The 12,059-nt window shown below is 37.1% G+C and carries 15 protein-coding genes; all 15 read left to right on the top strand.

Annotation, left to right across the window (positions count from 1 at the left end):
* Positions 1–129 precede the first annotated feature (129 nt).
* Positions 130–552, top strand: a complete 423-nt coding sequence (gene phnG / locus A9CBEGH2_RS11925) for a phosphonate C-P lyase system protein PhnG (protein WP_118276853.1) — start codon at positions 130–132, stop codon at positions 550–552.
* 11 nt (positions 553–563) lie between these two features.
* Complete coding sequence (gene phnH, locus A9CBEGH2_RS11930; protein ID WP_115715721.1) at positions 564–1,145, top strand: phosphonate C-P lyase system protein PhnH; 582 nt, start codon at positions 564–566, stop codon at positions 1,143–1,145.
* A gap of 3 nt (positions 1,146–1,148) precedes the next feature.
* The gene (locus tag A9CBEGH2_RS11935) at positions 1,149–2,246 is read left to right on the top strand and encodes a carbon-phosphorus lyase complex subunit PhnI (RefSeq protein WP_163104891.1); all 1,098 of its coding nucleotides are present in this window, start codon (positions 1,149–1,151) and stop codon (positions 2,244–2,246) included.
* A complete protein-coding gene (locus A9CBEGH2_RS11940) occupies positions 2,243–3,094 on the top strand; it encodes an alpha-D-ribose 1-methylphosphonate 5-phosphate C-P-lyase PhnJ (RefSeq protein ID WP_163104893.1) in 852 nt (283 codons plus the stop codon). Before A9CBEGH2_RS11935 ends, A9CBEGH2_RS11940 begins: the two co-directional genes overlap by 4 nt.
* Positions 3,094–3,933 (top strand): ATP-binding cassette domain-containing protein, encoded by an 840-nt coding sequence (locus tag A9CBEGH2_RS11945; protein WP_118276855.1) that lies wholly within the window; start codon positions 3,094–3,096, stop codon positions 3,931–3,933. Before A9CBEGH2_RS11940 ends, A9CBEGH2_RS11945 begins: the two co-directional genes overlap by 1 nt.
* A gap of 12 nt (positions 3,934–3,945) precedes the next feature.
* Complete coding sequence (gene phnM / locus A9CBEGH2_RS11950) at positions 3,946–5,121, top strand: phosphonate metabolism protein PhnM (RefSeq protein ID WP_115715717.1); 1,176 nt, start codon at positions 3,946–3,948, stop codon at positions 5,119–5,121.
* 12 nt (positions 5,122–5,133) lie between these two features.
* Complete coding sequence (locus tag A9CBEGH2_RS11955) at positions 5,134–5,754, top strand: DapH/DapD/GlmU-related protein (RefSeq protein WP_118276856.1); 621 nt, start codon at positions 5,134–5,136, stop codon at positions 5,752–5,754.
* On the top strand, positions 5,744–6,448 hold the full coding sequence (gene phnL / locus A9CBEGH2_RS11960) for a phosphonate C-P lyase system protein PhnL (RefSeq protein ID WP_115715715.1): 705 nt from the start codon (positions 5,744–5,746) through the stop codon (positions 6,446–6,448). Before A9CBEGH2_RS11955 ends, phnL begins: the two co-directional genes overlap by 11 nt.
* The gene (locus A9CBEGH2_RS11965) at positions 6,445–7,281 is read left to right on the top strand and encodes a PHP domain-containing protein (RefSeq protein WP_118276857.1); all 837 of its coding nucleotides are present in this window, start codon (positions 6,445–6,447) and stop codon (positions 7,279–7,281) included. The genes phnL and A9CBEGH2_RS11965 overlap by 4 nt, the downstream gene beginning before the upstream one ends.
* On the top strand, positions 7,242–8,000 hold the full coding sequence (locus tag A9CBEGH2_RS11970) for an inositol monophosphatase family protein (protein ID WP_163104895.1): 759 nt from the start codon (positions 7,242–7,244) through the stop codon (positions 7,998–8,000). Before A9CBEGH2_RS11965 ends, A9CBEGH2_RS11970 begins: the two co-directional genes overlap by 40 nt.
* Before the next feature lie 42 nt (positions 8,001–8,042).
* Positions 8,043–8,447 carry a DUF6568 family protein gene (locus A9CBEGH2_RS11975; protein ID WP_115715712.1) on the top strand — a complete coding sequence of 135 codons (405 nt, stop codon included), beginning with the start codon at positions 8,043–8,045 and terminating at the stop codon, positions 8,445–8,447.
* A 106-nt stretch (positions 8,448–8,553) separates the two neighbouring features.
* Positions 8,554–9,519 (top strand): PhnD/SsuA/transferrin family substrate-binding protein, encoded by a 966-nt coding sequence (locus tag A9CBEGH2_RS11980; protein WP_118276859.1) that lies wholly within the window; start codon positions 8,554–8,556, stop codon positions 9,517–9,519.
* 75 nt (positions 9,520–9,594) lie between these two features.
* Entirely contained in the window at positions 9,595–10,392 is a 798-nt protein-coding gene (gene phnC / locus A9CBEGH2_RS11985) for a phosphonate ABC transporter ATP-binding protein (RefSeq protein ID WP_118276860.1), read from the top strand.
* Entirely contained in the window at positions 10,389–11,162 is a 774-nt protein-coding gene (locus A9CBEGH2_RS11990) for a PhnE/PtxC family ABC transporter permease (protein ID WP_118276861.1), read from the top strand. The genes phnC and A9CBEGH2_RS11990 overlap by 4 nt, the downstream gene beginning before the upstream one ends.
* Positions 11,162–12,016, top strand: coding sequence for a PhnE/PtxC family ABC transporter permease (locus tag A9CBEGH2_RS11995; protein WP_115715708.1), 855 nt, complete (start codon positions 11,162–11,164; stop codon positions 12,014–12,016). Before A9CBEGH2_RS11990 ends, A9CBEGH2_RS11995 begins: the two co-directional genes overlap by 1 nt.
* Positions 12,017–12,059: the final 43 nt, after the last annotated feature.

Genomic DNA, 12,059 nt, shown 5'->3' on the forward strand with positions numbered 1-12,059 from the left:
AATGGTTAAAGATTGGACATATTTCTGATAAAAAATTTCTTGGCATTATTTTAACTTTTTATTTACTTTGACTTAACAAATGAAAAGAAACAGAAAGGTATACTGAATCTGTCTCAAAAGGAGGAAGCTATGAAAAGAAAAGAGCGAACAAAAATTCTGGTTCATTGTGAAAAAGAATTTTTACAGGCATGGGCAGATCGATTTGATAAAGAAGCACCCTATCAGGTATTAGAAAAACCATCCCAGTCTTTGACAATGGTAAAAATGAGAGAAAGTGCGCAGAAATCTTTATTTTATTTATGTGAAGTGTTGATTAGCGAGGCTCGTGTAGAATGCAATGGGGTTATTGGCATTGGAATGATACAGGGAATAGAGGAAGAAAAAGCATATGCATTGGCAGTGATAGATGCCGCATTTCGTGCACAGCTTCCAGGTGTTAAAGAATTAGAAGAAGAATTAAGAAAGAAAGCAAAACAGCAGGAAGAAGAAATGCGTATTCGAAGAGAAGGAATTGAAAAGACAAAAGTAAACTTCGAGACGATGGATGTATAGGAGGAATACTTATGGAGTTGAATCAGGTACATGATATTCAAAAGGCATACAGGAAAGTGTTAAATACATTTTCTTATCCTGGGAAAATAGAATCTTTACAAGAAGAAATGAAACATTGTACGTATCAGATGGAATGTGGAAATGCAATGCAGATCATGATGTATATGCTGCTGGATGCGGATACTTCTTTTTATATGGAAAGTACATCGATGAAGCTGGCACAGCGTTTTTCTAGATTAACTTACAGTGTGCAAAAGGAAATAAAAGATGCATCCTTTGTATTTGTTACACTGGATAGTTTTGATAAGCTGGCAGGTGTTATTTCGAACAGTGCAATGGGTACATTGGAAAATCCACAGCATGGGGCAACGATCATTGTAGAATGTGAGAAATTGCGAAAAGATGGGAATTTGTGTTTGAAAGGTCCTGGAATTCAGGGACAAACGTATCTTGGGGTTGAGGGAAATGATGCATGGATATCTTCTCGACAGGAAAAAAATGCAGAGTTTCCATTAGGTGTGGATTTGCTTTTTGTGGATAAGGAAGGAAATTGTGTATCACTTCCAAGAACGACACAGATTGAAAGGAGATAATCTATGGCATATGTAGCGGTAAAAGGTGGAAAAGAAGCGATTGAAGAAAGTATTGAGCGATTAAAATTAGAACGCTTAAAAGGTGGTCATGTTTTAGATGTAGAAGATATCCAAAGTGGAGAACGTCTTTTGGTAGATCAGGTCATGAGTGAAAGCTTTTTATACTCTCCTCAGCTTGCTTCTCTAGCCATCAAACAAGGGGAAGGCTCTTTAGAAGAAGCGGTATTCTTAATGCGTGCTTATCGTTCTACTTTGCCTAGAAATTATTATTCACTGACAGTGGAAAGTGATGATATGCGTATTGAAAGAAGGATATCTGCCGCTTTTAAAGATATTCCAGGAGGACAAATCTTAGGTTCCTGTTTTGATTATAAGCATCGTCTGCTTGATTTTGATCTTCTTTTAGAAAAAGAAGAAGCGCTGGAAGAAATGCTGGCGCATTTTGAAGAAGCAGAAAAAAAACAGGGAAGCAGCGACTTGTTTCTTCCCAAAGTAAGTGATTATTTACGAAAAGAAGGTCTACTAGAGAAAGTAGAAAATAACGATACTCCTCCAAAAGATGTGACAAAAGAAATTTTGACATTTCCTACTGTGCGAAGTGAACGCTTGCAGATATTAACACGTGGAATGACACAGACACTTATTTCTCTTGGGTATGCTTCTTTAAGAGGGTATGGAAGTGTACATCCAACCGTAGGAGAGCTTCGTGTAGGAAATCTAGGAATCTATGTGGCAGATCCTATGAATCCACAGGATGAGGAAGAAAGTTATTATATTGGGGATATTCGTGTAAGTGAAGTGGAAAGTTTAATACCACATACGATTACAAATCAAAATGGAGAATCGCAGCTGGAATTTCAAGTTGGCTATGGAATTGCATTGGGGCAAAATGAATCCAAGGCAATTGCGATGAGTATTTTGGATCGCTGTTTAGAAAGTGAAGATAAGAAATATGCGATAAATGATGAAGAGTTTGTTTTGTATCATATTGATTCGGTGGAGGCAACTGGCTTTATTTCTCATTTAAAACTTCCACATTATGTAACCTTCCAGTCAAAATTAAACAGTATTCGTAAAACGAAAGAGAGGAAAACGCAATGAAACAGCACTATCATTATGCCTTTTTTGATGAAGGAAGCAAACGAGAAATTCGAAGGGCAACACTAAAGGCAATCTGTATTCCCGGCTATCAAGTTCCTTTTGCGTCTAGAGAACTTCCTATCGCAAGAGGCTGGGGAACGGGAGGCTTACAGCTGACATTATCCTTATGTGGACATGGAGATCATGTAAAAGTGATTGATCAGGGAAGTGATGAAAGTGTGAATGCGGTTAGTATCAAAAACTTAATTAGCGCTACAACCGATGTAAATATCGTAAGGAATACAGAGGAAGCTTCTTTAATTCAATCGCGGCATCGCATTCCTGAAGTTCCTCTTAGAGAGGATCAGATTTTAGTACTGCAGGTACCAGAACCGGAACCTTTACGGGAATATGAACCAAGTGAAAGAAAAACAAAACAGTATCATGCGGAAAAAGAATATACAGGAGCATGGCTGCTGCTGTTTGAACAAATCATGAAATATGGATCGATGACAACAGGGGCAGATCATCCTGTAATGGTAAATGATCGCTATGTCATGGCACCTTCTCCAATTCCTAAATTTGATAATCCAAAAATGCATCAAAGCAAATCGCTCATTCTTTTAGGGGCCGGACGTGAAAAGAAAATTTATGCAGTTCCTCCTTATACTTCTATTGTATCTTTGGATTTTGAAGACTATCCATTTGAAGCAGAGCAGTTTCATGGAAAAACTTGTGCATTATGTGGTGCAGAACATGTATTTCTTGATGAAATCATCCATGAGGAAGATGGCAGTGTCAGCTATCAGTGCAACGATACAAGCTATTGTTTAAAAAGAAGAAATGCACAGAGGGGAGAGTGTAAATAATGGAATTTGAAAAGCCGCTCATGCAGGTAAAAAACTTACGAAAACAGTTTGGAAATGGATGTATACACTGTATTGGAAAGGAAGAAGAACTGCAAGGGAATTATTGTCCGCATTGTGGAACAGTGTATGCTTTGCGCGATATTAGTTTTGATGTATATGATGGTGAAATTCTAGGTGTTGTTGGGGAGAGTGGAAGTGGAAAATCAACCATGATGAAATGTTTGTATTTTGATCAGGATATTACTTCCGGGGCTGCTTATCTTTCCACCTATAAAGAGGGGAAAGTAAATATTTTTGAAGAAACATCACAGCAGAAGCGTTATATTCGAAATTATGTTATGGGGATGGTTTATCAAAATCCATACCTGGGATTGAAAATGGATTTTTCAAGTATTGGAAACATTGCGGAAAAACTATTGGCAGCTGGTGAGCGAAATGTAGGAACCATGGAAGAAAGAGGAGTTCAGCTTTTGGATAAAGTAAAAATTCCATATCGAAGAAGAAAAGATGCACCATCTACTTTTTCTGGAGGGATGCAGCAGCGTGTACAGATTGCCAAGGCATTAAGCAATCGACCGCCTGTTTTATTGTTAGATGAAGTGACGACCGGACTGGATTTATCTGTACAGGCAAATGTATTGGATTTGATCAAGCAGATTCAGCGTGAACTAGGAGTGAGTATGATCGTGGTATCGCATGATCTTGGTGTTATTCGCATGCTGGCAGATCGTACGATCGTTATGCTGGATGGAAAAATTATTGAACAGGGATTAACGGATCAAATTATGGAAGATCCGCAGCATCCATATACACAGCAGCTTGTATATTCATTGTTGTAAAGGAGATGGGTTATGAAACTTATTCGAAGAGGAAAAATTGTACTGGAACATGAAATTTTAGAAGGTTATGCATTAGTCATTGAACATGATCGTATCAAAGACATCATAAAGGAAGATGTGGCGGATGATTTGCATGTAGAGGAAGTCTTTGATGCTTGTGGAGGATATATAACACCGGGGTTTATTGATATTCATTCCGATTATATTGAAAAAATGGCTGCCCCTAGAAAAACAAGTGTGATGGATATGCAGCTGGCGGTGTATGAATTTGAAAAAGAATGCTGCAGTCATGGGATAACGACAATGTTTCATTCCGTAAGTATGCTGGATAATGAACTTGGAACTCCTATGCGCAATCCAGAAAATGTGAAAAAACTGGTCGAAATTATTGAAGAAAGTCATTCACAGCTTCACTTGATTCATAATCGTTTCCACATGCGTTTTGAAATTGATAATTTTACACAGTTTCCTCTTATGATGGAATACTTAAAAAAAGGGTATGTGCATCTTCTTTCTTTTATGGATCATACCCCTGGACAGGGACAGTATCGAGATTTGGAAATATATAAGAAAACCTATCTTGTTGATGATAAGGGAACACGAAGTGAAGAAGAAATTGAAGAAATGCTGAAAGAGAAAATGAATACGCAGAAATTAACGATGGATGCGATTCGATGTGCATCAGATTTAGCAAAAGAAAAGGAAATTGCGGTTGCTTCTCATGACGATGATACGATAGAAAAGTTAGATGTTGTACAGAGTTTTGGGGCAACGATTTCTGAATTTCCAATTACGTTAGAGGTAGCAAAAGAAGCAAAAAAACGTGGTATGTATACCGTTGTTGGTGCACCTAATATTCTTCTTGGCGGTTCTCATTCAGGAAATATGTCCGCAAGAGATGCCATCGAAGCAGGCTGTGCAGATATTTTATGTTCAGATTATTATCCGGCTTCCCTTTTGCATTCTGTGTTTAAAATGGAAGAATACGGACAAAAACTGGAAGATATGATTGCAAAGGTAACGATTCAGCCAGCACGTGCTGCACAAATCGATCATATTTGCGGTTCTATTGAAAAAAATAAAAAGGCAGATTTGCTGATTATCATGAAGCTGCCAAATGGACTTCCTGCCATTACCCATGTATTTGTAGATGGACAGTTGACCCAAAGAAATCATTATCGTATGTAGGAGGAGCAGGTTATGGAATTAACACCGGAAGTTACGATTGAAGAAAGATGTGAAGTTAGCAATACCAGTTTTGGAAACTGGTGCAAAGTCGGGCATGATAGTGTGATTGAAAACTCTACTTTAGGAGATTATTCCTATTGTGAACCATATGGAATGATTCAAAATGCAAACATCGGAAAGTTTTGTGATATTGCACGAAGTGCACGCATTGGCGCAACGCAGCATCCACTGCAAAGGCCGACAACGCATCATTTTACCTATCGCAGCAAAATGTATCAGATGGCAGAGGAAAACGATACTTTGTTTTTTGAAGAACGCTGTGCAAAGATAACAAGCATTGGACATGATGTCTGGATTGGACATGGAGCGGTCATACAGGCAGGTGTTCAGATTGGGAATGGCGCTGTTGTGGGAAGTAATGCAGTTGTGACCAAAGATGTACCACCCTATGCAATTGTAGCGGGAGTGCCTGCCAAAGTGCTACGCTTTCGTTTTCCACAGGAAATTATCGAACAATTAGAAACATTAAAATGGTGGGATTGGGAAGATGAAAAAATTCGTCAAAACTGGATGGATTTTCGAATGGATATACATGCGTTTTTACGAAAATATGGAGGAAATAATGAAAAATAAAGAAAACCTGCTGGAAATTGAAGGATTATCAAAAAACTTTCAGATGCATTTAAATAAAAAAGAAATTCAAGCTTGTCAAAATATATCGCTAAATTTAAAAAAAGGAGAATTTATCGGTATTACGGGACGAAGCGGCAGTGGAAAATCTACGATCTTAAAGGGTATATATCGTACAAACCTTCCACAAAAAGGAACCATTTTATATCAAAGTGAGCGTTTTGGAGAAATTGATTTATGTACGGCAAGTGAGCGTCAGATTCTTTGGATACGAAAACATGAGATTGGATATGTATCCCAGTTTCTGCATATCATGCCGCGAACAACCGCAAGAGAAGTCATTGAAAATGCGGTTATGGAAATGGGAGAAGACAGAGAAAGTGCCCAGAAAAAAGCAATTCAAATGCTGGAGCACTTTGATTTGGATAAGGCGTTATGGGATGTGTATCCAAATACGTTTTCCGGAGGAGAAAAACTGCGTTTGAACATTGCGGCGGCCATGGTAAAAAAACCACGTCTGTTATTATTAGATGAGCCAACGGCAAGTCTTGATAATGCAAGTAAGGAAAAAGTTCGAGATTTAATTGAACAGCTAAAAAAAGAAGGTACGACCATGCTTGGAATTTTTCATGATTTAGAATTTATGGAAGGACTATGTGATCGAGAATTTAATATGCAGAAAGGAATGCTTTCATGAATCAAATCGATTTACACATTCACAGTACGTATTCTGATGGAAGCTATTCCGTTGAAGACATTATAAAAGAAGCACAAAGAAAACAGTTAACATGGTATTCTATTTGTGACCATGATACCTTTGCGGCATATGACAACTTGTCAACATGGCCCAAAGGACTTCTCATGGGAATTGAAATCAGTGCCCATGATGATCTTCATGGAAAAGATGTGCATATATTGGCATATGGGATGAAAGAAAGAGTGCATATTGAAAAACTTTGCGGATATACCTTAAAAAACATGGAAAAAATTGCGAAATGGCAGGTAAAACAGCTGATTGAAAATGGTTATGATATCACTTGGGAAGAAGTAAAAAGAAAAGCAGAACCTTCCACTTCTGTTTATAAACAGCATATTATGCAGGTGTTGATCGATCATGGCTATGCAACGGAAATTTATGGGGAGGAATACCATCAGCTGTTTAAAAATAAGGGAATCTGCATGCATAAAAAAGAATATCCAAAAGTAGAAGATGTGATAGAAGCCATTCATCAAGATCAGGGAGTTGCCATCCTTGCACATCCAAGATTAAGCCGTGTAGAAGCATTGATTAGTCATTTTATTCGACTGGGTGTGGATGGTATTGAAACATGGCATAGTTCTCAAAGTGAAGATGCGATTCGATACAGTCATTGTTTTGCATTGGCAAATCAATTGCTGGAGGTTGGAGGAAGTGATTGTCATGGGAAATATGGCAAGGAACCAGAAATTGGCAACAGCAATCCTTTGATGTGGGAAGGAGATGTAGAAGCATGTATTATGAAGTTTATGAACAGGCAAGAAAACTTGTAAAGGAATGTGGAAATATCTTAAAAACAAAAACGTATACCCATTTGGATTATAAAACTGGAAAACAGGATCTAGTTAGCGATATGGATACCTATATAGGAAATGTATTGAGTGTGTCGCTGATGAAACTGGTAGAAGGATCTATTGTGGTAAATGAGGAAGCCCAGCATCAGATGGGAGATTACATGTGGATATTAGATCCCATTGATGGAACGACCAATTATGTATCCTTTCACGAAAATTTCGCAGTTTCACTTGCTTTTTATGTAAAGAAACAACCTGTTTTTGGCATTGTTTATGATGTGATGAAAGAAGAAATGTTTCATGCCTATACAGGAAAAGGAGCATTCTGCAACTCACAAAAACTTCTGCCTTTACCAGAGGTAACATTATCAGAAAGTGTATGGGATTGCAGTTATGGAAGTATTATAGATTTCACAAAGAAGCATGCAGATATGCTTTCTATACAAAAAGAAAGCAGGGGACATCGTGCGTTAGGATGTGCATCTTTGGCAATTGCACATATAGCACAAGGAAAATTACAGGCATCACTTTCTTCTCATGTAAAATGCTGGGATTATGCAGCAGCCTGTATCTTGTTGAAAGAGGTAAATGGAACATGGCAGATACGAAATGATTTTTTCACAATGGAAAAAACAGAGGCAATCTTTTGCAGCTGCACTTCCTTGTTGAAGGAGATACAACGATATATACAAGAATAACGTTCCGGTTTTATCCGGAATTTTTTTACACAGGAGGCAGGAATGAAAAAAATAATCGCAGTGTTTCTTCTGGTATTATGCTGTGGCTGTCAGAAAAATACATATCAAGGAGAAACCATCATGATGACATGGAAACAGGGATATGAAAAAATACAGCAGAAAGATGATTTTTTACTTTTGTTTACGCAAAGTGGATGTGATTCCTGTAAACAATTTCAAGCAATAAAAAGCAGCTATTTAAAAACACATAAAGAGACAATTTATGAAATAAATCTTGCACAGGAACATGATACAAAACAAATACAGAGTTTTTTTCCACAATTAACACAAACACCGACACTGTACTATATAGAAGATGGAAATGTAGTATCTGTATTAGAAAAACCAGAAGACAAAACGATGGAAGAACTAGCAAAATGGATACATACAAATGTTAAGAATCTATAGTTTCCTTGTCATTTTGTTAACGTTTATTTTACAGCGTTAAAACAAAAGCATCAGTTTTATTTTCTATAATATGCATGTAAACAAAGAAAGTTAAATGGAGGAAATTATGAAAAAACTAATGCGTTTATGTATGGTAGCCATGTTAGGACTTGGGGTTATGACTGGCTGCAGTGAAGGGAAAGCAAAAGAAGAAATTACGATTGCATTTTTGCCTAATGAAACAGATTCACAGGCAAGTGAAGCTGCTTATGACATGTTGAAAGAGGAAGTGCAGGCAGCATTGGGAGATGGTGTCGAAGTAAAAGTAACACCACTAGATGATTACAATGCGGTTGCGGAAGCAATCTTAACAGGAACCGCAGATATCGCGTGGGAAAGTGGGGCAACATTTACTTCTGCGTATATGCAAAATGAAAATGTAGTGCCAATTTTATCTTATGGACCACAAGGAGATCCAGAAAAATCAGGATACAATGCTTATATTGGTACAAATATCAAACATAAAGCCGATTTTGAAGGAAAAAGTGAAGAAGAAAAAATTGCACAGTTAAAAGGAAAATCCTTCTCTTTTGTATCTAGTACATCTACAAGTGGATGTGTCGTACCAACAACAACTTTCTGGAAGTTGTATGGACCAGATGGAACAAAAGAATTAACTAGCAAAGATCAGATTACAACAAAGACAAACAAAGAAGGCGGTTTCTTCTCTGAAGTGCAGTATGGAGGAGATCATCAGGGTTCTGTAGAACTGATTGCGAACGATAAAGTATATGCAGGTGCTTACTGCTGTACGTATGGGGATAAATACAAAGATGATTTATATGTAATTTCACAATCTTTTGTACCAAATGGACCAATGTGGGTAAATAAAGATTATATGGATCAGGAAACAATTGATAAACTGGTAGAACACTTTACAAATCTGACTTCAGAAAACGCAATCAATAAAAACTTCTTTAATAAAGATGGCGGTTTCTTCTTTGAAGCAGAAGATGATCCATCAAACTACAAGTTCTTTAAGACAGATGTCGATCATTATAAATTCATCATCGATATGTATAAAGATCAGTAAGCAATAAAAAAGCAAATTTGATAAATGATAGCTCTGCAATGCAGAGCTTCCTTTTACAGGCAGGAGGAATTGCAAGTGGAAAAAGTTTTAGAGTTAAAACACGTAGCAAAGACATATGACAATGGTGTAAAGGCATTAAAAGATGCAAGTTTCTCTTTATATGAAGGAGAACTGATTTCTATTATTGGACCTAGTGGAAGCGGAAAAAGTACCTTGCTTCGCTGTATCAATCGTATGATTGATACAACACAGGGAGAAATTCAATTTATGGGTATGGATGTTACAAAAGCCGATAAAAAAGAAATTAAAGAAATACGAAAAAATATCGGAATGATTTTTCAACATTATAATCTGGTATATCGTTTAAATGTTTTGGAAAATGTTTTACATGGAAAGCTGGCATCTTACAGTACATGGAAAAGTGCATTAGGTATGTATAAGGAAGAAGATGTAGAAAAAGCAGTACAGCTTTTGGATATGCTTGGATTATCCGATCGCTTGTATACCAGATGTTCGGATTTATCTGGAGGACAGAAACAGCGTGTGGGAATCGCAAGAGCGCTTTTACAAGATCCAAAAGTTCTGCTTTGTGATGAACCGATTGCATCTTTAGACCCTCAATCAAGTAAAATTATTATGGAACATTTACATATGATTGCCAAAAAGATGAAGATTCCATGTATCGTCAATCTTCATCAGGTGGATGTTGCGCTTCGATATTCGGATCGTATTATTGGAATGCATCAGGGAGAAATTGTATTTGAAGGTACACCTGCTGAGTTAAATGATGCAGTAATTGAGAAAATATATGGTGTTCCTGTACAGGAGCTGATTTCCAAGGTTGAACAGGTAACAGAAGGAGAATATGCATGAAATATTTAAAGAGGAAACGTATTCGCTATGCGATTATTCTAATAGGAACATTGCTGATTTTAGAAATATGCACGCTTCGTCTAGGGATTGAATGGTCTAGAATTTTTACTGATTTTCATCGTTCTGTTTCTCGTTTTATGGACATATATCTTCCTATGGATTTTTCTGAATTATCTTCTCAGCTTTATCAGTTATGGGTAACGATTATTATTTCTATCGCAGGTGCATTTGTCGGTATGATTTTTGCTTTTTTCTCTGCACTGTGTATTTCATCCAGTACCTCTAGCAATCTTGTTTTAAAATATGTGGTACGTGCTTTAGCTTCTTTATCCAGAAACATACCGGAAGCTGTATGGGCAATCATTTTGATTCCTTGTTTATGGTATGGTGAATTTCTTGGCTTTCTTGTTATGTGTATCATCTCTTATGGATTTCTTACCAGAGCATTTGCCGATTCTATTGATGAAACGAATCGCAATGCGATGGAAGCATTGCAGTCCACAGGTGCAAGTTACTGGCAGATCATCTTTCATGCAGTATTACCTGAAACGTTACCATCCTTACTTTCATGGAGCTTGTATGCAGCAGAGAATAATATACGTTCCGCAACCATTGTTGGTATGCTTGCTGGTGGCGGTATAGGATATTTGATTGGCATCTATAAAGGGTTTATGAAATATCAGCTGTTATGTACAAGTATTTTACTGGTGGTGATTGTGGTAATTGCTACCGATCAGATTTCAACACAAATTAGAAAGAGGATATTATAATGGAAACAGTATTGGAAAAAACGCCCTCTATTTCATTAGAAAGAGGCAAGAAGAAATATAAAATAAAGAAAAAAGATCATAGTCAGAAATATATTTGGGGAACCTTGTTTATATTTCTTGCGGCATTTGTCTATTTTGTATGCTTTATGTGTGAATATAAATGGGATCAGGTACGTCTTGACTTAGTACAAAAATTTGTTGGACAGTTTTTCGCAATTACAAGTGTGCCTTTAGAAAACTGGATAAAAATCTTTTCTACGTTACTTAATACACTTCTCTTATCGATTGTGACAACGATTGTATCGATTGTGATTGGTTTATTTTTAGGATTATTTTCCGCAAGAAATTTATCGAATCCAATTCTTTGTACGATCATACGCGGGTTTGCCGGGTTTATCCGAGCAGTTCCTACGATTATCTGGGTATTGTTATTTGTATCCGGTTTTGGATTAACAGCAACGACTGCACTTGTAGGTATGTGTTTTCACAGTGTGGCATATTTTATTAAATCGTATTCCGAAGCGTTTGAAGAAGTGAATGATGGGACATTGGAGGCATTGCGCGCAACTGGAGCAAGCTGGTGGCAGATCGTAATTAATGCGGTACTTCCATCTTCTTTTACAAGGTTGCTGTCATGGATTGCGATGCGAAGCGAAATGAACTTTGCGGCTGCAGTTGTCATCGGTCCAGCAGTTGGTGTGCCTGGTACCATTGGTTCATTAATCAATAAATGTGGACGTGAAGGGAATTATGCATTCATGGGTGCTTGTATTTTAATGATTATACTTGCTGCACTAGCATTTGAACTTTTTATTACTCGATTTAAACAGAAATCAATCGTTAGTGAAGGATAAAACAGATTTGTAACAAGAACATAACAGAATTGTAAAAAATATT

This window comes from Amedibacterium intestinale, assembly GCF_010537335.1.
GTDB lineage: Bacteria > Bacillota_I > Bacilli_A > Erysipelotrichales > Erysipelotrichaceae > Amedibacterium > Amedibacterium intestinale.

Excerpts from the sequence above, each read along its gene's own strand:
- A9CBEGH2_RS11980 (WP_118276859.1), top strand. The coding sequence starts at position 8,554 with ATGAAAAAACTAATGCGTTTATGTATGGTAGCCATGTTAGGACTTGGG.
- phnH (WP_115715721.1), top strand. The coding sequence starts at position 564 with ATGGAGTTGAATCAGGTACATGATATTCAAAAGGCATACAGGAAAGTG.
- A9CBEGH2_RS11955 (WP_118276856.1), top strand. The coding sequence starts at position 5,134 with ATGGAATTAACACCGGAAGTTACGATTGAAGAAAGATGTGAAGTTAGC.
- A9CBEGH2_RS11990 (WP_118276861.1), top strand. The coding sequence starts at position 10,389 with ATGAAATATTTAAAGAGGAAACGTATTCGCTATGCGATTATTCTAATA.
- A9CBEGH2_RS11940 (WP_163104893.1), top strand. The coding sequence starts at position 2,243 with ATGAAACAGCACTATCATTATGCCTTTTTTGATGAAGGAAGCAAACGA.
- phnM (WP_115715717.1), top strand. The coding sequence starts at position 3,946 with ATGAAACTTATTCGAAGAGGAAAAATTGTACTGGAACATGAAATTTTA.
- phnG (WP_118276853.1), top strand. The coding sequence starts at position 130 with ATGAAAAGAAAAGAGCGAACAAAAATTCTGGTTCATTGTGAAAAAGAA.
- A9CBEGH2_RS11965 (WP_118276857.1), top strand. The coding sequence starts at position 6,445 with ATGAATCAAATCGATTTACACATTCACAGTACGTATTCTGATGGAAGC.
- phnL (WP_115715715.1), top strand. The coding sequence starts at position 5,744 with ATGAAAAATAAAGAAAACCTGCTGGAAATTGAAGGATTATCAAAAAAC.
- A9CBEGH2_RS11935 (WP_163104891.1), top strand. The coding sequence starts at position 1,149 with ATGGCATATGTAGCGGTAAAAGGTGGAAAAGAAGCGATTGAAGAAAGT.
- A9CBEGH2_RS11995 (WP_115715708.1), top strand. The coding sequence starts at position 11,162 with ATGGAAACAGTATTGGAAAAAACGCCCTCTATTTCATTAGAAAGAGGC.
- A9CBEGH2_RS11970 (WP_163104895.1), top strand. The coding sequence starts at position 7,242 with ATGTATTATGAAGTTTATGAACAGGCAAGAAAACTTGTAAAGGAATGT.
- A9CBEGH2_RS11975 (WP_115715712.1), top strand. The coding sequence starts at position 8,043 with ATGAAAAAAATAATCGCAGTGTTTCTTCTGGTATTATGCTGTGGCTGT.
- A9CBEGH2_RS11945 (WP_118276855.1), top strand. The coding sequence starts at position 3,094 with ATGGAATTTGAAAAGCCGCTCATGCAGGTAAAAAACTTACGAAAACAG.